Source organism: Niveispirillum fermenti, assembly GCF_048066175.1.
Lineage (GTDB): Bacteria > Pseudomonadota > Alphaproteobacteria > Azospirillales > Azospirillaceae > Niveispirillum > Niveispirillum fermenti.
This window is the reverse complement of sequence record NZ_JBLTXA010000003.1, coordinates 250,882-270,784: the sequence shown is the minus strand read 5'-3', so window position 1 is coordinate 270,784 and position 19,903 is coordinate 250,882. Positions and strand designations below refer to the sequence as shown.

General features: G+C 68.0%; 23 protein-coding genes. 13 read left to right on the top strand and 10 right to left on the bottom strand.

Annotated features, from left to right (window positions below):
* On the top strand, window positions 1-696 hold the full coding sequence (gene modB, locus ACM9LZ_RS04805; RefSeq protein ID WP_416618204.1) for a molybdate ABC transporter permease subunit: 696 nt from the start codon (window positions 1-3) through the stop codon (window positions 694-696).
* Window positions 689-1,333 (top strand): ATP-binding cassette domain-containing protein, encoded by a 645-nt coding sequence (locus tag ACM9LZ_RS04800; protein ID WP_416618203.1) that lies wholly within the window; start codon window positions 689-691, stop codon window positions 1,331-1,333. Before modB ends, ACM9LZ_RS04800 begins: the two co-directional genes overlap by 8 nt.
* Here ACM9LZ_RS04800 and deoC read toward each other — a convergent pair.
* On the bottom strand, window positions 1,327-2,088 hold the full coding sequence (gene deoC / locus ACM9LZ_RS04795) for a deoxyribose-phosphate aldolase (RefSeq protein WP_416618202.1): 762 nt from the start codon (window positions 2,086-2,088) through the stop codon (window positions 1,327-1,329). The two genes, ACM9LZ_RS04800 and deoC, sit on opposite strands and share 7 nt — an antisense overlap.
* 31 nt (window positions 2,089-2,119) lie before the next feature.
* A complete protein-coding gene (locus ACM9LZ_RS04790; RefSeq protein ID WP_416618201.1) occupies window positions 2,120-2,533 on the bottom strand; it encodes a cytidine deaminase in 414 nt (137 codons plus the stop codon).
* Window positions 2,534-2,747: 214 nt separating this feature from the next.
* Here ACM9LZ_RS04790 and ACM9LZ_RS04785 point away from each other — a divergent pair, with 214 nt between their 5' ends.
* On the top strand, window positions 2,748-3,914 hold the full coding sequence (locus tag ACM9LZ_RS04785; RefSeq protein WP_416618200.1) for an iron-containing alcohol dehydrogenase: 1,167 nt from the start codon (window positions 2,748-2,750) through the stop codon (window positions 3,912-3,914).
* 21 nt (window positions 3,915-3,935) lie between these two features.
* On the opposite strand, the gene msrA is transcribed toward ACM9LZ_RS04785, so the two are convergent.
* On the bottom strand, window positions 3,936-4,445 hold the full coding sequence (gene msrA, locus ACM9LZ_RS04780; RefSeq protein ID WP_416618199.1) for a peptide-methionine (S)-S-oxide reductase MsrA: 510 nt from the start codon (window positions 4,443-4,445) through the stop codon (window positions 3,936-3,938).
* A gap of 145 nt (window positions 4,446-4,590) precedes the next feature.
* On the opposite strand from msrA, the gene ACM9LZ_RS04775 reads away from it, so the two are divergent.
* Window positions 4,591-5,913 (top strand): RsmB/NOP family class I SAM-dependent RNA methyltransferase, encoded by a 1,323-nt coding sequence (locus ACM9LZ_RS04775; protein ID WP_416618198.1) that lies wholly within the window; start codon window positions 4,591-4,593, stop codon window positions 5,911-5,913.
* A 157-nt stretch (window positions 5,914-6,070) separates the two neighbouring features.
* Here ACM9LZ_RS04775 and ACM9LZ_RS04770 read toward each other — a convergent pair whose 3' ends face one another.
* A complete protein-coding gene (locus ACM9LZ_RS04770; protein ID WP_416618197.1) occupies window positions 6,071-6,454 on the bottom strand; it encodes a YraN family protein in 384 nt (127 codons plus the stop codon).
* Window positions 6,438-7,415, bottom strand: a complete 978-nt coding sequence (gene rsmI / locus ACM9LZ_RS04765; protein ID WP_416618196.1) for a 16S rRNA (cytidine(1402)-2'-O)-methyltransferase — start codon at window positions 7,413-7,415, stop codon at window positions 6,438-6,440. Before rsmI ends, ACM9LZ_RS04770 begins: the two co-directional genes overlap by 17 nt.
* A gap of 40 nt (window positions 7,416-7,455) precedes the next feature.
* Between rsmI and ACM9LZ_RS04760 the strand changes: the two genes are divergently transcribed.
* From ACM9LZ_RS04760 to ACM9LZ_RS04740, 5 genes are all read left to right on the top strand, one after another.
* Window positions 7,456-8,760, top strand: a complete 1,305-nt coding sequence (locus ACM9LZ_RS04760; RefSeq protein ID WP_416618195.1) for a penicillin-binding protein activator — start codon at window positions 7,456-7,458, stop codon at window positions 8,758-8,760.
* 24 nt (window positions 8,761-8,784) lie between these two features.
* Window positions 8,785-9,300, top strand: coding sequence for a L,D-transpeptidase family protein (locus ACM9LZ_RS04755; RefSeq protein ID WP_416618194.1), 516 nt, complete (start codon window positions 8,785-8,787; stop codon window positions 9,298-9,300).
* Between the two features lie 127 nt (window positions 9,301-9,427).
* On the top strand, window positions 9,428-9,709 hold the full coding sequence (locus ACM9LZ_RS04750) for a YciI family protein (RefSeq protein ID WP_416618193.1): 282 nt from the start codon (window positions 9,428-9,430) through the stop codon (window positions 9,707-9,709).
* Between the two features lie 47 nt (window positions 9,710-9,756).
* Window positions 9,757-10,170: an EVE domain-containing protein gene (locus tag ACM9LZ_RS04745; protein WP_416618192.1), complete on the top strand. Its 414-nt coding sequence runs from the start codon at window positions 9,757-9,759 to the stop codon at window positions 10,168-10,170.
* Entirely contained in the window at window positions 10,167-10,502 is a 336-nt protein-coding gene (locus ACM9LZ_RS04740) for a Rieske (2Fe-2S) protein (protein WP_416618191.1), read from the top strand. The genes ACM9LZ_RS04745 and ACM9LZ_RS04740 overlap by 4 nt, the downstream gene beginning before the upstream one ends.
* 64 nt (window positions 10,503-10,566) lie before the next feature.
* Here ACM9LZ_RS04740 and ACM9LZ_RS04735 read toward each other — a convergent pair whose 3' ends face one another.
* Window positions 10,567-10,788: a hypothetical protein gene (locus ACM9LZ_RS04735; protein WP_416618190.1), complete on the bottom strand. Its 222-nt coding sequence runs from the start codon at window positions 10,786-10,788 to the stop codon at window positions 10,567-10,569.
* Window positions 10,789-11,087: 299 nt separating this feature from the next.
* Between ACM9LZ_RS04735 and acs the strand changes: the two genes are divergently transcribed.
* Entirely contained in the window at window positions 11,088-13,028 is a 1,941-nt protein-coding gene (gene acs, locus ACM9LZ_RS04730) for an acetate--CoA ligase (protein WP_416618189.1), read from the top strand.
* Between the two features lie 161 nt (window positions 13,029-13,189).
* Here acs and ACM9LZ_RS04725 read toward each other — a convergent pair whose 3' ends face one another.
* Both ACM9LZ_RS04725 and ACM9LZ_RS04720 read right to left on the bottom strand, forming a co-directional pair.
* Window positions 13,190-14,455, bottom strand: coding sequence for a pentapeptide repeat-containing protein (locus ACM9LZ_RS04725; protein ID WP_416618188.1), 1,266 nt, complete (start codon window positions 14,453-14,455; stop codon window positions 13,190-13,192).
* Between the two features lie 6 nt (window positions 14,456-14,461).
* Window positions 14,462-15,439, bottom strand: a complete 978-nt coding sequence (locus ACM9LZ_RS04720) for a protein phosphatase CheZ (RefSeq protein ID WP_416618187.1) — start codon at window positions 15,437-15,439, stop codon at window positions 14,462-14,464.
* Window positions 15,440-15,763: 324 nt separating this feature from the next.
* On the opposite strand from ACM9LZ_RS04720, the gene ACM9LZ_RS04715 reads away from it, so the two are divergent.
* Entirely contained in the window at window positions 15,764-16,645 is an 882-nt protein-coding gene (locus ACM9LZ_RS04715) for a ribose-phosphate diphosphokinase (protein ID WP_416618186.1), read from the top strand.
* A gap of 39 nt (window positions 16,646-16,684) precedes the next feature.
* Here the strand turns inward: ACM9LZ_RS04715 and htpX are convergent, their stop codons facing one another.
* Complete coding sequence (htpX, locus tag ACM9LZ_RS04710) at window positions 16,685-17,674, bottom strand: zinc metalloprotease HtpX (protein WP_416618273.1); 990 nt, start codon at window positions 17,672-17,674, stop codon at window positions 16,685-16,687.
* A gap of 226 nt (window positions 17,675-17,900) precedes the next feature.
* Between htpX and ACM9LZ_RS04705 the strand changes: the two genes are divergently transcribed.
* Together ACM9LZ_RS04705 and ACM9LZ_RS04700 are read left to right on the top strand one after the other, a co-directional pair.
* The gene (locus tag ACM9LZ_RS04705) at window positions 17,901-18,074 is read left to right on the top strand and encodes a succinate dehydrogenase assembly factor 4 (RefSeq protein WP_416618185.1); all 174 of its coding nucleotides are present in this window, start codon (window positions 17,901-17,903) and stop codon (window positions 18,072-18,074) included.
* A gap of 160 nt (window positions 18,075-18,234) precedes the next feature.
* Window positions 18,235-18,708, top strand: coding sequence for a thermonuclease family protein (locus ACM9LZ_RS04700; RefSeq protein WP_416618184.1), 474 nt, complete (start codon window positions 18,235-18,237; stop codon window positions 18,706-18,708).
* A gap of 21 nt (window positions 18,709-18,729) precedes the next feature.
* On the opposite strand, the gene ACM9LZ_RS04695 is transcribed toward ACM9LZ_RS04700, so the two are convergent.
* Entirely contained in the window at window positions 18,730-19,797 is a 1,068-nt protein-coding gene (locus ACM9LZ_RS04695; protein WP_416618183.1) for a Rieske 2Fe-2S domain-containing protein, read from the bottom strand.
* Between the last annotated feature and the right edge of the window lie 106 nt (window positions 19,798-19,903).

Sequence of the window (19,903 nt, the reverse complement as noted above, 5' to 3'; positions counted from 1 at the left end):
ATGGATTTCACGCCGGAGGAGATGACGGCCATCTGGCTGTCGCTGAAGGTGGCCTGCTGGGCCACGATGGTCAGTCTGGTGCCCGGCATCCTGGTGGCCTGGCTGCTGGCCCGCAAATCCTTTCCCGGCCGCATTCTTCTGGATGCGCTGGTACATCTGCCCCTGGTGCTGCCCCCCGTCGTCACGGGCTATCTTCTTCTGCTGCTGTTCGGGCGACAGGGGCCATTCGGGGCCGTGCTGGCGGAGATGGGCATCGTCCTGGCCTTCAACTGGACGGGGGCGGTGCTGGCCTGTTCGGTGATGGCCTTTCCCCTGCTGGTCCGGGCCATACGGCTGTCGATGGAGGCTGTGGACAACCGGCTGGAGGATGCGGCGGCAGGGCTGGGGGCACCGCCCTGGGCCGTGTTCCTGACCATCACCCTGCCCCTGTCCCTGCCCGGCATCCTGTCGGGCGCCATCCTGTGCTTCGCCAAGGCGCTGGGGGAATTCGGGGCCACCATCACCTTCGTGGCGGCCATTCCGGGCGTCACCCAGACGATGCCGGCCGCCATCTACAGCCTGACACAGGTGCCGGGTGGCGATGCGGCCGCCCTGCGGCTGACCATGGTGGCGGTTGTCATCGCCGTTTTCGCCGTCGCCGCCAGCGAGCTGCTGGCCCGGCGCGTGCGCCGACGGGTGGAGGGGCGCGATGCTTGAGATCGCGCTGACCCACCAGATCGGCGAGTTCAGGCTGTCGGCGGAACTGGCCATCGGCCCCGGTGTCACCGTCATCACGGGGCCGTCGGGTGCCGGCAAGACGACGCTGCTCGCCCTGGTCGCGGGGCTGGCCCGGCCGACCCGCGGGCGTATCGTGCTGGATGGCACTGTACTGGTCGACACCACGACCCGTCGCTGGCTGCCGCCCCACCGGCGGCGCATCGGACAGGTGTTCCAGGATGCGCGGCTGTTCCCGCACCTGTCGGTGCGGCAGAACCTGTTGTACGGCCGGCTGTTCGCGGGTGCCGACACCGGCGGGCCCGCGCCCGGCGCCATCATCGACCTGCTGGATATCGCCCCCCTGCTGTCGCGCCGGCCGCGTGATCTGTCGGGCGGGGAACGGCAGCGGGTGGCGATCGGCCGCGCCCTGCTGTCTGCACCCCGCCTGCTGCTGCTGGACGAGCCCCTGTCGGCCCTGGACCCCGCGCGAAGGGCCGAGATGCTGCCCTATCTGATCCGTCTGCGCGATGGGGCCGGGCTGCCCATGCTCTATGTCACGCATCAGGCGGACGAACTGGCCGAACTGGCCACCACCTGGCTGCATGTGGAAAAGGGGCGTGTGCTGCCGGGTCAGTAACCGGCAGACGTCACCGCCGCCGGCCCGTGCCCCAGTACGGCCAGAATCGCATCCAGCAATCCGGACGCCCCGAACCGGAAACGGGCCGGGGAAACCCAGCCGGGGCCGCATATCTCGTCGGCCAGGGCCAGATACTGGCCCGCCGTCTCCACATCGCGGATGCCACCCGACGCCTTGAAGCCGACAGGCCGGCCCGCCGCACGGCTGGCTTCCAGCATGATGCGCGCCGCACCGGGCGTGGCCCCGGCCGGCACCTTGCCCGTGGAGGTCTTCAGGAAATCCGCCCCCGCATCGACCGCCACCCGGGCCGCGCGCTCGATCAGGGCCGGCTTGGCCAGGGACCCGCTTTCCAGGATGACCTTCATGGTGGCGGCCCCACACGCCGCCCGGCAGGCGGCCAGATGGTCCGCCGCCCGCTGGTCCCCCCCCTGCCCCACCATGATGGCACCATAGGGCATGACGATGTCGATCTCCTCCGCCCCGTCGGCAAGGGCGCGGGCGATCTGGTCCACGACCTTTTCCGCCGGCAGCGAGCCGCCAGGAAAATTCACAACGGTCGCCACGCGAATACCCGTGCCCATCAAGGCATGTTTCGCCTGCGCAACGAATTCAGGCCAAAGACAGACCGCAGCCACGTTCCCGGCCGGCGTCACCGCCTTGGCGCAGAGTGCCGCGGTGCTGGCGACATCGTCGGCATCGTTCAGGCTGGTCAGATCGACAAGGGGCAGCGCGCGTGTGGCAATGGCGGCAACCATTATTTCGGAATCGGAATGATCCATCATAACGTCAAAACCCCAGATTGTCGGGGCCGAAGCTGAAGGGCAGCAGTTCCCCCAGCGTGAAGGTGCGGCGATGCCCCCCGGCATCATAGACATGGATGGGCGTGTCGGGGCCGGCAAATTCCCGGATGCGCTGGCGGCATCCGCCACAGGGGGTGCAGAGAACCCCGGCCCCGGCATCACCGCCGACCACCACGATCTCTGCAATCCGCCGGTCGCCGGAAGCCACCATCAGGCCGATGGCCGTGGCCTCCGCGCACTGGCCTTGGGGATAGGCGGCATTCTCCACGTTGCAACCGGCATGGATGCGCCCGCCATCCGCCCGGATGGCCGCCCCCACCCGGAAGCCGGAATAGGGGGCGTGCGCCTGAAGGCGGACAGCCAGGGCGGCGTCGAAAAGGTCGGGGGCGGGGTTGCTCATGCGCTTTCAGCCTGGAAAACCGGTATCGGCCCCTAGCATAGGCGCTTGCACGCACGGCGGCCAGATGGCGTGCGAGGGGAAGGTGCGCGATGAGGGGACCGCATCGCCCCATGCATTTTCCTCGCACGGGAAGGGACTTGGCAAATCACCGGGGTGTGGCCAAACATGGTGCCCCGCCCTGGCGGCCACAATCGGATGAACCAAGGAACATGCCATGATCGCCACCATCCTGGTCCCCCCCGTCATGGAGATCGGCGGCGGAGCCATCGGCCGCATCGGGGCCGTGCTGTCCCGCCTGGGGGTGACCCGGCCGCTCGTGGTGACCGATCCCTTCATGCGTGACAGCGGCCATGCCGAACGGCTGCTGGCCCCCCTGCGCGCCGCCGGCTTCACCGCCGACATGTTCGCCGAGACCGTGCCCGACCCCACGACGGATGTGATCGCCGCCGGGGTGGAACGGCTGCTGGCGGGCGGCTATGACGGGCTGGTGGCGCTTGGCGGCGGGTCACCCATCGACACCGCAAAGGCCATGGCCGTGCTGGCCGCCAATGGCGGGCGCATGCGCGATTACAAGGTGCCCAATCCCATTGCGCGCACGGGCGTTCCCGTCATCGCCATTCCCACCACGGCCGGCACCGGATCGGAGGTGACGCGCTTCACCGTCATCACCGATACCGAAACGGATGAGAAGATGCTGATCGCCGGCCCCATGCTGGTGCCGGCCGCCGCCATCATCGATTATGAACTGACCCTGACCTGCCCGCCGCGCCTGACGGCGGACACGGGCATCGACGCGCTGACCCACGCCATCGAGGCCTATGTCAGCGTGAAGGCCAGCCCCTATACCGATGCCATGGCCATCGCGGCGATCCGCCAGATCGCCCCGCATATCCGCCGTGCCTGCGCCGACCCCGGCGACCGGACCGCGCGGGAAGCCATGATGCTGGGCGCCACCCTGGCGGGCATGGCCTTTTCCAACGCCTCCGTAGCACTGGTGCATGGGATGAGCCGGCCCATCGGCGCCTTCTTTCATGTGCCGCACGGCCTGTCGAACGCCATGCTGCTGCCGGCCGTCACGGCCTGGTCGCTGCCGGGCGCGCCCGGCCGTTATGCCGATTGTGCCCGCGCCATGGGCGTGGCCGGGCCGGAGCAGGATGATGCGGCGGCGGGCCTGGCCCTCGTCATGGCCCTGCGCCAGTTGAACGCCGACCTGTCGGTGCCAAGCCCGCGCCATTACGGCATCGACCCTGCCCGCTGGGACGGGCTGCTGGAGACCATGGCGGCACAGGCCTTGGCATCGGGCAGCCCCGGCAACAACCCGCTTGTGCCCGACGTGGCGGCGATGGTGGCGCTCTACCGCCAGGCCTGGAACGGCGACTGATCTCCGGGCAGGAGCACCCCGTCAGTCCCCGTTCAGGACCCAGTCGGGGCGCACCCAATGGCAGGTATAGCCGTCGGGCGTGCGCTCCAGGTAGTCCTGATGGAAATCCTCCGCCTCCCAGAAGGGGCCGACATCGGTAATCTCCGTCACCACCTTGCCGGGCCAGCGTCCGCTTTCCTCCACATCGGCCTTCACGGCACGGGCCGTGCCGGCCTGGGTGGCATCGGCCACGAAGATGGCGGAGCGGTACTGGCTGCCCGTATCGTTGCCCTGACGGTCCTGCGTCGTGGGATCGTGGATCTGGAAAAAGAATTCCAGCAGGCGGCGATAGCTCAGCTTGTCATTGTCGAAGCTGATCTCGATGGCCTCCGCATGGCCGGTATGGCCCGTCTTCACATCCTTGTAGGTGGGGTTCTCCAGATCGCCGCCGGTGTAACCGACGCGGGTTCCCACCACGCCCGGCACCTTGCGGATCAGATCCTGCATGCCCCAGAAGCAGCCACCGGCCAGAATGGCCCGTTCGATCGCCATGAGCTTGGTTCCTCTCGGAAAAAGGTTAGGCCTGGGAATTTGGTGACGCGACGCCCGCCTGTCCAGGGCGATGCGGCGCGCGCTTCCGGGCACAGTTGCGTCATCGGCGTTCGACAAGCGGGGTAGACCGGGGTACACCCCGGCCATGACCGACGAGACCCCCGCCCCGGCCGACAGCGCGCTTGCCACGCGCGGTGTGGCCCTGGACCTTCTGTTCAACGTGCTGGCCAAGCGCGTGCCCTTCGACGATGCCTGGGAAGGCAGCCGCGGCCTGCGGGCGCTCGCCCCGCGCGACCGCGCCTTCACGCGCCTGCTGGTCGCCACCACCCTGCGCCGGCTGGGACAGATCGACGATGCCATCCAGTCCATGCTGACCAAGCAGGGGCAACAATTGAAGGCCGTGGTGCAGGATATCCTGCGCCTGGGGGCGGCACAGCTCCTGTTCCTGGGCACCCCCGCCCATGCCGCCGTTGACACGGCCGTGGAACTGGCCGTGGCCCGCCGGCAGCACCCGTACAAGGGGCTGATCAACGCCATTCTGCGCCGCCTGGACCGGGAACGGGATGCCATCCTGGCGGCCCAGGACGCCGGGCGGCTGAACACACCGGACTGGCTGTGGCTGTCCTGGCGCAAGACCTATGGCACGGCGCTGACACGGGCCATCGTGGAAACCCATCTGGCCGAAGCCCCGCTGGACATCACCGTCAAGGGCGATGCGGGCGCCTGGGCCGGGCGGCTGGAGGCGGTGCCCCTGCCCACCGGTTCCCTGCGCCGGACCGCGGGCGGGCAGGTGACAGAGCTTTCCGGCTTCGATGAGGGGGGCTGGTGGGTGCAGGATGCCGCCGCCGCCATCCCCGCCCGGCTGTTCGGGAACCTGACCGGCCGCACCGCCATCGACCTGTGCGCCGCGCCCGGTGGCAAGACGGCGCAACTGGCCGCGGCGGGCGCGCAGGTCACGGCCGTGGACCGGTCGGACCGGCGCCTGGCCCGGCTGACGGAGAACATGGCCCGGCTGGACCTGGCCGGCCAGGTCGCGACCATCGTGGCCGACGCCACCGAATGGCGGCCGGCGGCCCCCGTGGACGCGGTTCTGCTGGATGCGCCCTGCAGCGCGACAGGCACGATCCGCCGCCATCCCGATGTCGCCCGGCTGAAGACGGAAGAGGATGTGGAGAAGCTGGCCCGCATCCAGTCCCGCCTGCTCTATCGCGCCGTCGACATGCTGAAGCCTGGCGGCACCCTGGTCTATTGCACCTGTTCCCTCCAGCCGGAGGAAGGGGAGAACCAGATCACCAACCTGCTCTATCGCCGGCCGGAGATGGTGATCGAACCCGTCACGCCCGACGAAGTCGGCGGCTTGACCGACCTGCTGACCGGGGACGGTTTCGTGCGCTGCACGCCGGGCCATCTGGCCGAACAGGGCGGCATGGACGGGTTCTTCGCGGCCCGGCTGCGGCGGACGGGCTAAGCAGATTTTCCGAACGCCGCCCACAGATGGGCGGGCTCGGAAAATCTGCAAACCATGGAGTCGGCAGGTTCCTCCAGGCCGGGCCATGTGTGGCCCGGCCTGGAGGAACCTGCTTAGGAAACGGCGGATGGGCCGGGGTCGTTTCATGCCTGCAGGCCTACAACCCCTCCACCCGCCAGACATCCTTGATATGGCGCGGCAGCCGCCGGGGCAGCACGGCCATCAGGTCGAAGCGGATACCAAGCCGGGCCAGGTGGGGACGGCGGGCGATGAAATGGCTGATGGCAGCGTGACGGCGGCGCCAGCTTGTCCGCGGCAACGCGCCCAGCGCCTGTGCCAGGGTGCGCCGCGCCTTCACCTCCACCACCACCAGCACGCCACGCCGGGCGGCGATGATGTCGACCTCCCCCATGGGCAGACGCAGGCGGGTGGCCAGGATGCGATACCCTTTCAGCCACAGGACAAGGCAGCAGAGCCACTCGGCGATGCGGCCCAGCCGTTCCGCCCGCCGGCGGTCGATGCGCTCACGGACCCGCGCCATGGCCCCCCGTCCCCAGTTGCAGGGCGCGGGCATAGACCTGCTTGCGCGGCTGGCCCGTGATGGTGGCCACATGCGCCGCCGCGTCGCGCACGCTCATCCCCCCGCTCAGCGCCTGCCGCAACAGGCTGTCCATGTCGGCCGCATCGGCCGCCGCCGCATCGGCCGCCGGCGGGCCCACGACGACGACGACCTCCCCCTTCGGCGGGCCGGATTGCGTATAATGGTGGGCAAGGTCGGCGGCCGTGCCGCGCCGCACCTCTTCGAACAGCTTCGTCAGTTCGCGGGCCACGGCCACTTCGCGCGCGCCCAGCGCGGCCGCAACGTCGGCCAGCATCTCGGCCAGCCGCTGGGCGGATTCATAGAAGATCAACGTGGCCGGCAGCGCGCGGAACATCTCCAGTTCGCTGCGCCGTGCCGCCGATTTGGCCGGCAGGAACCCGCCGAACAGGAAGCGGTCGGATGGCAGCCCGGACAGGACCAGGGCGGTGACCGCCGCATTGGCGCCGGGCAGGTGCGTCAGGCCCAGGCCGCGGTCGCGCGCCTCACGCACCAGCTTGAAACCGGGATCACTGACCAGCGGCGTGCCGGCATCGCTGACCAGGGCGATGGCCTGGCCGCCGGCGATACGGTCCAGCAGAACCGGCCGCATCCTTGCCGCGTTATGGTCATGATAAGGCACCATGCGCGTGCGAATGCCGTACCGGCGCAACAGCTTGGCCGTGACGCGGGTATCCTCGCAGGCGATGGCATCGACCCCGCGCAGGATGTCCAGCGCACGCAGGCTGATGTCGCCGGCATTGCCGATGGGGGTCGCGACGATGTAAAGCCCCGGCCCCGGTTTACGGATGGCGCCGCTGCCGCTAGGCTGCGCGTCCGCATCGCCGTCGTCCAGGTCGGGGACATCCTCCCCGTCAAGGTCGGCGTCAAGGTGGGTCTGGTCGTCCATAGGGTCTGACGTCAAGGGGAAAGGGTCCCGGATGCTAAGGAATTCTGGTTGGCGCATGGCGTCGTTGCTGGTGACGCTGACGGCGGCGGCCGGCCTGCTGGGGGCCTGCGCCAGCCCCCGCAGCGTACCGGCCCCGCCCCCCGTCCCGCAACCCCCGCCGGTAACGGCCCTGCCACCCGAAGCACCGCCGGCGGAATTGCCGCCCGCCCTGCCGCAGGACGGGAAGGTGCGCGTGGGCCTGCTGCTGCCGCTGTCCGGGGCCAATGCCGCGCTGGGCCAGTCCATGCTGGACGCGGCACAGATGGCCTTGTTCGACCTGGGGGACGACAGGTTCACGCTGCTGCCGCGCGACACGCAGGGCAGCCCCGGCATCGCGGCGACGGCGGCAAAGGGGCTGGTCGATGAAGGGGCCGGCATCATCCTGGGCCCCCTGTTCGGGGGCGAGGCCGCCGCCGTGAAACCCGTTGCCGCCCAGGCCGGCCGGCCCGTTCTGTCCTTTTCCAGCGATTGGAACGTTGCCGGCGGCGGGGTCTGGACCCTGGGCTTCCAGCCGCAGGAACAGGTGCGCCGCGTCGTCGATCTGGCCGCGTCGCGCGGGCTTATGCGCTTCGGCGTGCTGGCCCCGGCCACACCCTATGGCGACGCCGCCGTGCAATCGCTGCGCGACGCCGTCATCGGGATGGGTGGGGAGGTGACGAAGGTGGAACGCTACACCGCCGGTGCCACCAATCTGACCGACCTGGTGCGCCGCCTGTCCGATTTCGACCAGCGTCAGGCGGCCCTGGCGGCGGAACGGTCCCGCCTTCAGGCACTGGGTGATCCGGAGTCGCTCGCCGTCCTGCGCCGCCTGTCCAATGCCGACACGTTCGGCCCGCTGCCCTTCGATGCCGTGCTGATCGCGGAGGGGGGACAGACGCTGCGTGAACTGGCAGCCCTGTTCCCCTTCTTCGACATCGATCCGGGGCCGGTACGCCTGCTGGGCACCGGCCTGTGGGACGAGGCCGGGCTGGGCCGGGAACCGTCGCTGATCGGCGGCTGGTTCGCCGCCCCGTCCCCGATCGGACGCGCCGCGTTCGAGACGCGGTTCCAGCAGGCCTATGGCTATCGCCCGCACCGGCTGGCCACGCTGGCCTATGATGCCACGGCCCTGGCCGCCGTGCTGGCACGCGGTGGCAACGGATTCGCGCTGCCCGACCTGACCAATGCCAACGGGTTCGCAGGCGTGGAAGGCATTTTCCGCCTGCTGCCCGCCGGCATCGCCGAACGCGGACTGGCCGTGATGGAGGTGACGCGGACGGGCACGATGGAGGTCGATCCCGCGCCGCAGAGTTTCCTGTCCGCCCCCGCCCCCACGTCCTGACAAGCCGGCCGGGAAGCCCTGCCCATGGATATCATCGTCATTCCCGGCGCGGACGGGCGGCATCACCTTTCCTGGAACGGCGGGCAGGCGCGTTGCGCGCTGGGCCGCGGCGGCATCCGGCAGGACAAGCGCGAAGGCGACGGGGCCACACCCGTGGGCGCCTTCGCGTTGCGCCGCGTGCTCTACCGTGCCGACCGGCAAGCCCGACCGCGCACGGGCCTGCCGGTCTCAACCATCGGTCCCGATGATGGCTGGTGCGACGACCCGGCCCATCCCGACTACAACCGGCCCGTGACGCTGCCCTTCGCCGCCTCGCACGAGCGGATGTGGATGGAACGCGGCGTCTACGACATCGTCGTCGTGCTGGGCCACAATGACGACCCGCCCGTGCCGGGGCTGGGCAGCGCGGTCTTCCTGCACCTGACAGGACCCGACTATGGCCCGACGGCCGGTTGCGTCGCCGTGCAGCCGGATGACATGCTGGCGCTGCTGACCGCAGCCGGGCCGGGTGACCGGATCGTCATTCCGGCCCATGGCTGACCGGCGGGCGGGCATTGGGCGGCACCCGTGGCGACGGGCCCTTTCTGGTTCTGGACGCCGCCGCACGGGGCGGCTATGCACTCTGCCTGGACTTTTTCCAACCTTCGAGCGACGGGACGGTTCCCCCATGCATTTCATCCTGGAATGTCACGACAAGGACGGCGGGCTCGACCTGCGCATGGCCACGCGGCCAGAGCACCTGGCCTATATGGAAAGCCGGCTGGACCATATCGTCATCGCCGGTCCCATCCTGGACGCCGACGGGGGCAGGCCCGTGGGCAGCCTGATCATCCTGGATTATCCCGACCGCGCCGGCGCGGAGGATTTCGCCGCCAACGATCCCTATGCCAGGGCGGGCCTGTTCAAGTCCGTCACCATCCGCCCCTACCGCAAGGTCCTGCCGGCCTGATGGCGCGGATGGCGACCGATGCGAATGACCGTTGAGAGGGAGACGAGATGGCTTACTGGCTGGTGAAATCGGAACCGTTCAAATATTCCTGGGACCGGTTCGTGCAGGACGGCCGCACCCATTGGGACGGCGTGCGCAACCATCAGGCAGCACTGAACCTGAAAAGCATGAAGGTGGGCGAACATGCCTTCTTCTATCATTCCAACAAAGGGCTGGAGATCGTCGGCATCGCCGAGATCGTGCGCGAGGCCTATCCCGATCCCAGCGATCCGGCCGGCCGTTTCGTGATGGTCGATCTGGCACCGGTGAAACCCGTGGCCACCCCCGTGACGCTGAAGCAGATGAAGGCCGATCCCGCCCTGGCCGACATGCAGTTGATCAAGCAGTCGCGGCTGTCGGTCTGCCCCGTCACCGATGAACAATGGGCGCATATCTGCATGCTGGCCGGGGTGTCGGCATGACAGGCCATGTGCTGTGCCGGGTGGAGGATATTCCCGACGGCACGGCCCGCGGCTTCGACTGGCCGCGCGGGGAAACAAAGGTCAAAATCCTGGTCGCGCGCAGGGGCGACCGGGTCTTCGGCTATCGCAACGCCTGCCCGCATGTCGGCGTGCCGCTGGAACTGGACCCCGACGATTTCATGAGCCTGGACGGGCTGCATCTGCAATGCAGCACCCATGGCGCGCAGTTCCGTGTGGAAGACGGCATGTGCGTGCTGGGCCCCTGCATCGGCCGGCCGCTGCGGTCCGTGCCGGTCAGCATCACGGGGGGCATGGTATCCGTCGGGGATTGATGCCGCCGCAGAAAGGCCGGGCCCCGTGGCCCCAAGCTGCCCAACCGGAGCCGCTCGCTGCCGCTCAGCGCGCCATCCGCATCATTTCGGCGAAATCGGCCGTCGCCGTGCCGATGCGGCGGGACAGGATGCATGCCTCCGCCGCGGCATCGGCATAGCCGGAGCCGTCCGGCGGCAACACAGCCAGCAGCAGGTCGAGGGTCATCAGGCTGGTGCGCATGCCCAGCCTGGCCACATCCCCTTCCGCCACCGCGATTTCCCCGCCCCCGGGAACGCCCCCCGTCATGCCATCCTGCCCGGTTTGTATCGAAGATTGAAGGCGGACCATACCATGCTGTGCAACCCATGGCACGCGCTATCGCCGCCGTCTTTCCCCTTGAAAAACCGTTGAATGCGGCGAAATGCCGACACGACGAATGTACATGTTCCAAAACAGGCGGCCGTTGCTTACATAAGCTTGCGTAAACCATGGTCCGCGTCGGCTTTCCTTGCTGTCGGCGCCGGGACCGGGATGGGAGATAAGCGGGGCCGGGTCACCGGCCGGTGCGCCGCACCGCCCGCCAACCGATTGGGAGAAACAACGCCATGAGCAGCCCTTCGTTCTTTCCCGTGACGGAAGAGGTGGCCGGCAGCGCCTGGATCGATGAGGCCAAATACAAGGCCATGTATGCGCAGTCCCTCGCCGACCCGGAAGCGTTCTGGGCAGAGCATGGCAAGCGCATCGACTGGTTCACCCCCTTCACCAAGGTGAAGAACACCAGCTTCGAGGGCGATGTTTCCATCCGCTGGTTCGAGGACGGGGTGACCAATGTCGCCTATAACTGCATCGACCGGCATCTGGCCACGCGCGGCGACCAGACCGCCATCATCTGGGAAGGCGACAATCCCAGCGAAAGCGCCCATATCACCTACCGGGAACTGCACGAGAAGGTCGGCCGGCTGGCCAATGTGCTGAAGGCGCATGGCGTGGAAAAGGGGGACCGCGTCACAATCTACATGCCGATGATCCCGGAAGCCGCCTATGCCATGCTGGCCTGTGCGCGCATCGGGGCCGTGCATTCCGTGGTGTTCGGCGGCTTCTCCCCCGACAGCCTGCGCGACCGGATCGAAGGGTGCCAGGGCAAGGTCGTCATCACGGCCGATGAGGGGTTGCGCGGCGGCCGCAAGGTGCCGCTGAAGGCCAATGTCGACAAGGCGCTGGAAAGCCTGCCCGACGTCACCTCCGTCATCGTGGTCAAGCGCACGGGCGGCACCGTCGGCTGGAAGGACGGCCGCGACCATTGGTATCATGAGGAAGTGGCCAAGGTCCCCGCGGAGAACGAGGCCGCGAAGATCGGGGCGGAAGACCCGCTGTTCATCCTCTACACCTCCGGTTCGACGGGCAAGCCCAAGGGCGTGCTGCACACCACGGGCGGCTACCTGGTCTATGCCGCCATGACGCACCAATATGTCTTCGACTATCACGAGGGTGACATCTACTGGTGTACGGCCGATGTAGGCTGGGTGACGGGCCACAGCTACATCGTCTATGGACCGCTGGCCAACGGTGCCACGACCCTGATGTTCGAGGGCATCCCCAATTACCCGACCGTCAGCCGCTTCTGGGAAGTGATCGACAAGCACAAGGTCAACATCTTCTATACCGCCCCCACCGCCATCCGCGCCCTGATGCGCGAGGGGGAGGAGCCGGTGAAGCGGACCAGCCGCGCCAGCCTGCGTCTGCTGGGCTCGGTGGGGGAACCGATCAACCCCGAAGCCTGGCTGTGGTATCATGGCGTGGTCGGTGACGGCCGCTGCCCCATCGTCGATACCTGGTGGCAGACGGAAACGGGCGGCATCCTGATCACTCCGCTGCCCGGCGCCATTGGCCAGAAGCCGGGATCGGCCACCTTGCCCTTCTTCGGCGTGAAGCCGGAGATCGTGGATAATGACGGTCAGGTCCTGGAAGGGGCGACGGAAGGCAATCTCTGCATCACCGATAGCTGGCCGGGCCAGATGCGCACGGTGTTCGGCGATCATGAGCGCTTCGTCCAGACCTATTTCTCCACCTTCAAGGGCAAGTATTTCACGGGCGATGGCTGCCGCCGGGACGAGGATGGCTATTACTGGATCACGGGGCGCGTCGATGACGTGATCAACGTGTCCGGTCACCGGCTGGGCACGGCGGAGATCGAGTCGGCCCTGGTCGCCCATCCCAAGGTGGCCGAGGCCGCCGTGGTGGGTTATCCGCACGACCTGAAGGGCCAGGGCATCTACGCCTATGTCACCCTGAATGCCGGCGAGGAGCCCACCGACGAATTGCGCCGCGAACTGGTGACCTGGGTGCGCAAGGAAATCGGCCCCATCGCCACGCCGGACCTGATCCAGTGGGCGCCCGGCCTGCCCAAGACCCGTTCGGGCAAGATCATGCGCCGCATCCTGCGCAAGATCGCCGCCAATGAGCATGAGGCGCTGGGCGATACCAGCACGCTGGCCGATCCCGGCGTCGTCAGCGATCTGGTCGGCAGCCGCATGAACCGCGGCTGACCGTCATCGGTGCAGCACACGCAGCAGCACACGCAGACGAATGAAAACGGCGGGGATAGACCCCGCCGTTTTCATTTCACCACTCATTTCACCACCCTGCTGTTTCTGCACGGGCTGGCGGGTCCGTGCCCGCGAGCCCGAGGGGGAGGGTGCGACGGGGTTCAGCCCAGGCTGATGCCGCGCGCCGCCGCAATCGTGGCGTCGGTCAGCGTCGCCCCATCCATCACCGTCTCGGTCAGGTCGGCGCCGGAAAAATCCACACCCGTCAGGTCGGCCCCGCGCAGGATGGCCGCCGCCAGCCGGGCCCGGACCAGAGAGGTCCGCAATTCATGCCCGCGCGCGGTCTTCAACATGGCCAGATTGGCCTTTTCCAGATTGGCGTCGATCAGGTTGGCACGATCCAGGCTGGCGCCGCGCAGATCGGCGAAGCCCAGGTCGGTGGATCGCAGGTCGGCACCGGACAATTGCGCCGCCTGCATCTGTGCGCCGCGCAGGTCGGCCCCGCGCAAGATCACGCCCGTGGCCTTCATCAGCGTCAGGACCCGCCCCGCCAGATCGACCTGTGACAGGTCCAGCCCGCTGATATCCAACTGGTGGCCCGAGCGCCCGCCCGTACCCACCCATTGGGCATGGGCTCGCAGCATGGCATCCAGCCGCTCCGGTGACGGGGGGCCTTCCGGCGGCCGGTCGGGCGCGGGCATTGCCCCTTCCTCCATCCGGATGGCGCGGCGGGCCGCATCCTCGTCCGTGCGGATGGCGCTCTGCAATGCCTGGAGGGAGACCTTGGCGCCCGACAGGTCGGCGCCACGCAGATCGGCATCAGCCAGATCAGCCCCTTCCAGGTCAGTGGCCTTGAACTGCGCGTCGCGCAGATCGGTCCGCGCCAGATGGGCACCGGACATGATGGCGCCGGAAAAATCCGCCTCCCGCGCGCAGGAGCCGGTCAGCCGCGCCCGCGTCAGGTCGGCATCGGCCATGATGGCCAGTGAGATATCGGCGGGACCGATATCAAGCCCCAGCACCCGGAAATCGGCCCGCGTGCTGACCGCCATGTTGCCGTCGCGCAGGTCGCATTCCACCATCCGCGCACCGCGCAGCACCGACCGGCGCAGACTGGCCGCCCGCAGGTCGGTGCGGGTCAGTTGCGCCCGTGTCAGATCGGCCTCCGACAGGTCACACCCGAACAAATCGGCATAGTCCAGCTTCGCCCCCACGAAGCGCGTGCCACGCAGGATAGCGCCGGACAGGTTGGCGTTCGTCAGGTTGCGGCCGTTGAACGATAATTCCGACAGGTCGAAAAAGGGCAACGAGAGCTTGGCCCCGCCCTGCAGGCCGGAAAGATAGGCCAGATGCCGTTCGCAGGCACGGTCAAGCTGTGCCTGCGTCAGGCGCACACGCGGGGCGACGTTGTTGCTGTCTTCGGACATGCGAGCTTACCCGAACAAGGCGTCGATATCGGCCTGCGATACGGTGGCGCCGGCCGCCGGTGGCGGAGGGGGAGGAGGCGGGGGCGGAGGTGGAGGCGGCGGAGGTGGGGGCGGCGGAGGCGGAGGCGGAGGCGGAGGCGGAGGCGGCGGGGCTGCCACGTCCTCTGCCGCCAGTCCCCAATCATCCATGTTGGTCAGGGCATCGTTGGGGTCGGCCTTGGCCGGTTCGTCATTGTCCAGGCTGTCGAACAGCGCATCGATATTGGCCTGGCTGACCGGTTCCATGGCGGGGCCATGCAACAGGTGCTTGTCCGGTCGGGTGTCGTCCGGGCGCAACGCAATCAACCCGTCCGCGCCCACCTTGTTGGGGGCGCCGTCGGTCTCCTCGACCCCCCAGATCTCGATCATGGTGTTGACGCGCTGTTCGATATAGCGAAGCGTGTTCACCACCTTGGTCGTGCGCTGGCCCGTGATGTCCTGGAAGGAACAGGCCGTCATGATCTCGATCGTCTGGGCGTCGATATCGTTGGTGATGTCGCTGGGTGGCAGTCGGGAGACCAGCGACTGTATCCGCTCCGTCGCGTTCAGGATGTCGGATGTGGCGCGTTCGGTCGCCGTCACGATGGCGTCCAGCTCATTGGTGGCGGCCATGATGCGATTGGCGCCGGCATCCATGGGGCGAAGCTGGGCGATCTCCTGACGGGTCTGTTCGATATAGTTGGAAAGCTGTTTCAGTTCCTCGCGCATGATGTGCAGGTGCGGGCTCTGGTCACCCACGACCGCGGCCGCGGCACCGCCCCCGCCGATACCCTGAAGGCGCCCCACCTGCTCGGTCATGCCCTGCAACAGGGCGCGCCAGTCATCCTGGGCCACGATGCGGGTCTGCCGGTCGCGCTGACGCAGGAAGGCCCGGCCGCGGGCCGACGCCATCAGCGCCTCTTCCAGGGCTGAATATTCCTTCTCCGACAGCTCCATCGGGTCCATGCCGCCGCTTCCGCCTAGCCCCCACATCGGGCCACCCCTTTCAACCGCTGCACACCGCCACACCCGCGGGGCATGCCCCGCAGCCATGGACAAGCCATGGATAAGAATGAACGAAACGCACCCATTTTTCAGTCGAATAAATCCTAACCCCGAATTTCGCCACACTGAACTGACCTTTTGCGCTTCCCGGATGCGTCATGGCCCGTGGCCGGTGTAATCTGGCAACGGGGCGATGCACAGGGGGGAGGCGGACCCCAAAGGCGGGTTCCGTTCCAGGGATCACGAAAGGGGCCGGCGAGGCGGCCCGTCGGGGGAAGAAACGCGATGGACATTCTGATCGGCTTTCCGGAAGGCGAGGCACTGGCCGGCCGGCTGGCCTCACGGCTGGGGCTGGGATTGCGTATGGTGGCGCTGCACCGGTTTCCCGACGGGGAAAGCCTGGTGCGGCTGGAGGGCGCGCCGGAACGGGCGGTGATCGTCCGCTCCCTGGATCGGCCCAATGACAAGCTGGTGGAGTTGCAATTCCTGGCCGGTGCCCTGCGGGAACGCGGGTGCCGGGAACTGACGCTGGTCGCCCCCTACCTGGCCTATATGCGCCAGGACATTGAGTTCCGGCCCGGCGAGGTGGTGAGCCAGCGCATCATGGGCCGATGGCTGGGCGGGCTGTTCGACCGCATCGTCACGGTGGAACCGCACCTGCACCGCACCCATGACCTGACGGCGGTCTTTCCCGGGACACGCAGTGCCGCCCTGTCGGCCGGACCGCTGCTGGGCCGCTGGGCCCGCGAACAGGGGGCTGATGCGGGCTGGGTGATTCTGGGGCCGGACGAGGAGTCCGAGCATCTGGTCCATGGCGCGGCGCAGGCCGCAGGCGCGCAGGCACTGGTGGGGCTGAAGGTGCGGCGCGGGGATCATGATGTGTCCGTCGGCCTGCCGGCCGGCACGGACCTGACGGGCCGGACCGTGCTGTTCGTCGACGACATCGTCAGTTCCGGGGGCACCCTGATCGACGCCGCAAAGGTTGCCCGTGCCCATGGGGCCACACGGTTCCTGGCCGCCACGGCGCATGCCGTGTTCCCCATGGAACGGATGGCCGCCTTCCAGGCGGCGGGGATCGAAACCGTGGTGTCGGCCGACGGCATCGACCACCCCACCAACGCCATCGGCCTGACCGGCCTGATCGCGGACTGCCTGGCCACCCTGTGACCGCCCCGCCCCGGACCGGGCGGGGCGCAGCAAAGGGTATCAGGTCCAGGGTGACCGCGGCGGCGCCTTGCCACCGGCATTGGGAACGCTGCCGGCGCGACGCGACGGGGGCGGGGGCGGGGGCGTCGCGGGGCCGGCGGCGGGACGATAAGGGGGAGGGCTGCCGGAACGGTCCCCACCCATCGCCATCGCCCGCAAGCGGCGCACCCGTTCCGCCGTGCTGGGATGGGTGGAGAAGAGACTGTCCACCCCACGCCCGTGCAGCGGGTTGATGATGAACATATGCGCGGTGGCCGGATTGCTTTCCGCCTGATGATTCATGACGCGCGCGGCACCGGACTGGATGCCTTCCAGCGCATCGGCCAGCCATGTGGGCTTGCCACAGATTTCCGCGCCGATGCGATCGGCCTCATATTCCCGCGACCGGCTGATGGCCATCTGCACCAGCATGGCACCCAGCGGGGCCAGGATGGCGACCAGGATCACGCCCACAATGCCCAGCGGGTTGTTGCGATTGTCGCTGTTGCCGCTGGCACCGAAGAACATGGCAAAATTGGCCAGCATGGACAACGCACCGGCCAGCGTCGCCGTGATCGTCATGATCAGCGTGTCGCGGTTCTTGATATGGGCCAGTTCATGGGCCATCACGCCCGCCACCTCCTCGCCCGACAGTCGCTTCAACAGGCCGGTCGTGGCGGCGACGGCCGCGTTCTCGGGGTTGCGGCCCGTGGCGAAGGCGTTGGGCTGGTCATTGTCGATGATATAGACCTTCGGCATGGGCAGTTCGGCCCGCTGCGCCAGACGCTGGACCATGGTGTAGAATTGCGGCGCGGTCGCCGCATCCACCTGCCGCGCGCCATACATGCGCAGCACCATCTTGTCGGAATTCCAGTAGGCGAAGAAGTTCATGGCCAGCGCGATCCCCAGCGCCACCACCATGCCTCCCTGCCCCCCCAGCATATAGCCGACCGCCAGGAACAGGCCGGTCAGCCCTGCCAGCAGCATCGCGGTTCGGAAATAGCCGTTCATGGGTTCCTCAAGGCTCCCTTCATGCCTGATGCGAGCGGGCATGACGCCCGCCTTCCTGATATGGCCCCTGCCCCCGCCGCATCAAGAGTTGTTAAGGCTTGGCAGCGGCCCGCCGGCGCGCCATATCTGCGGATGCTGGCACCGGCGCTGAGGGCGGTGATCAGAACCAACAGGTTCCGATCACCGCGAGACAGTATTAATGCCCGACACGGATGGAGACCTCTTGATGACGGACGAGAGCAAGCGCGACCCCCAGGCGGCGGTTCCGGCCGGCCAACCGCCCAGCCCGCCCCGCAAGCCCGCGATCTTACAGCCGCCGGGGGAGATCGGCGGTCCGGCCGGGCCCGAACCGACACGGTTCGGCGATTGGGAATTCAAGGGCCGCTGCAGCGACTTTTAACCCCACTGGTTGCGCATGCGCCCAGAAACGCTCTCATTATGCGTCAATGATCCTAAGTGTATTCTACTTAGGAAATAGATCATAGATTCTTGTTCCGCCCTGGACTGGTTCGGCATAGGATGCAGGCTTAAATCCTTGTCCCCGATGCCCCAGCGGCCCCATGTCCATGCGTTCCGCCCTTTTGCCTCTGCCGCTTCTACTCGCCCTTGTGCTGGGGGCGGTGCCATCGCTGGCCATCAGCCGGCTGGCCGGCCCGGTGCCGGCGCGGGTGACGGAGGTGGTGGACGGCGACACGCTGAATGTCCGTGCCCTGATCTGGCTGGATCAGGAGGTGGTGGCACGGGTCCGGCTGGACGGTATCGACACACCCGAAAGCCGGTCCAGATGCGCGGCGGAAAAGCGTATGGCGCAGGAGGCGCGCCGCATGCTGGCCGATCTGGTGGCCCCGGCAACCGAAGGCCGGGGCGACGGCACCATCCGGCTGCATGATGTCGTCTATGACAAATATGGTGGCCGGGTGCGGGCCCGTGTGACGCTGGCCGACGGCACGGACCTTTCACAGGCCCTGATCAAGACTGGCCATGCCCGCCCCTATACCGGGGGCAAGCGTGAGCCCTGGTGCGCCGGGATGTAGGCGGAACGGCCGGGATCGCGGTCAACTCCGCCAGCGCAGCACCGTGTCGCGCACGGGATTGACGAATTCCCGCCCCTCGGCCCGTGCGCGCTGATGCTCGTTCTTCAACTGGTGATACCAGCGTGCCTGGGTGTCGGCATCCTTGATCAGCATCAGGGTCGGGTCATGCGCCAGCCCCTGCTGCTGCATCACCACCACATCCCGGTCCTGGCCCAGGAAACGCCGCACGAAGCGGCGCAGGACGGGCCGCGCCAGATCGGCCCAGCCCAGCGTCCAATAGAAGCTGTTGGTGACTTCCGTGTTCGTGGCATCGACGGGCGTGACGGTGGTCAGGTTGACGATACGGTGCCGGCCCGCCGCGATATGCTCCACGCGGATGCCCGGCAGTCTGAAGGTGATCTCGGTCTCCGGCGCCCCGCCCAGCAGGCGGTACGCGGCGGAATTGGACGAGGGACGGTGCCGTTTCATGGCAAAGCCCAGCGGCGCGGGGCCAAAGGCCTTGGACTTCTCATGGATGGAGCGGGAAGAACGCCAGAACCAGCTTTGATGCACGAAAGGTCCGTGGGCCGGGTCCATCAGGCCGATCACGGCGTGGTCGACCGGACAGGGAAAGGCCATGGTTTCGGTCATGTTGGGCACGCGCCCATCCATGTCGGGCATTTGCGGCGGTTCTCCCTCCGGGGGGCCTTCCCCCATCCATATCCACAGGTTCCCCTGCGCCTCCGACACCGGATGGCGGCGCACCTTGATGCGCGTCAGGTCGAAATCCTGGTCGGGGACCAGTGACGGGATGGCCGTGCAGGCACCGGCCGCGTCGAAACGCCAGCCGTGATAGCGGCATTCCACCTCCCGCCCGTCGAAACGGCCGCAGGAAAGCGGGATGCCGCGATGGGGGCAGATGTCCCGCAGGGCGAAGGCCTGGCCGTCATTGTCCCGCGCGAACAGGACCGGCTGGCCCAGCAGGGTCCTGGCCAGCATGCCTCCCCGCTTCAGGGCCGTGGACGGCAGCGCGAAATACCAGATGTCAGTCAGGAAGGGCGATGGATTGGCCATGATGGGGCGGCTTTCGGCAGCGGACGGGCGCACCATAGCACCGCCGGTCGCGGCCCGCCAAAGCCCCGTCGGGCAGGTCCCGCCAACCTAGGTGCGATGAGTTCTACTCATCGCACCTAGGTTGGCGGCAACCGGCGCCGCG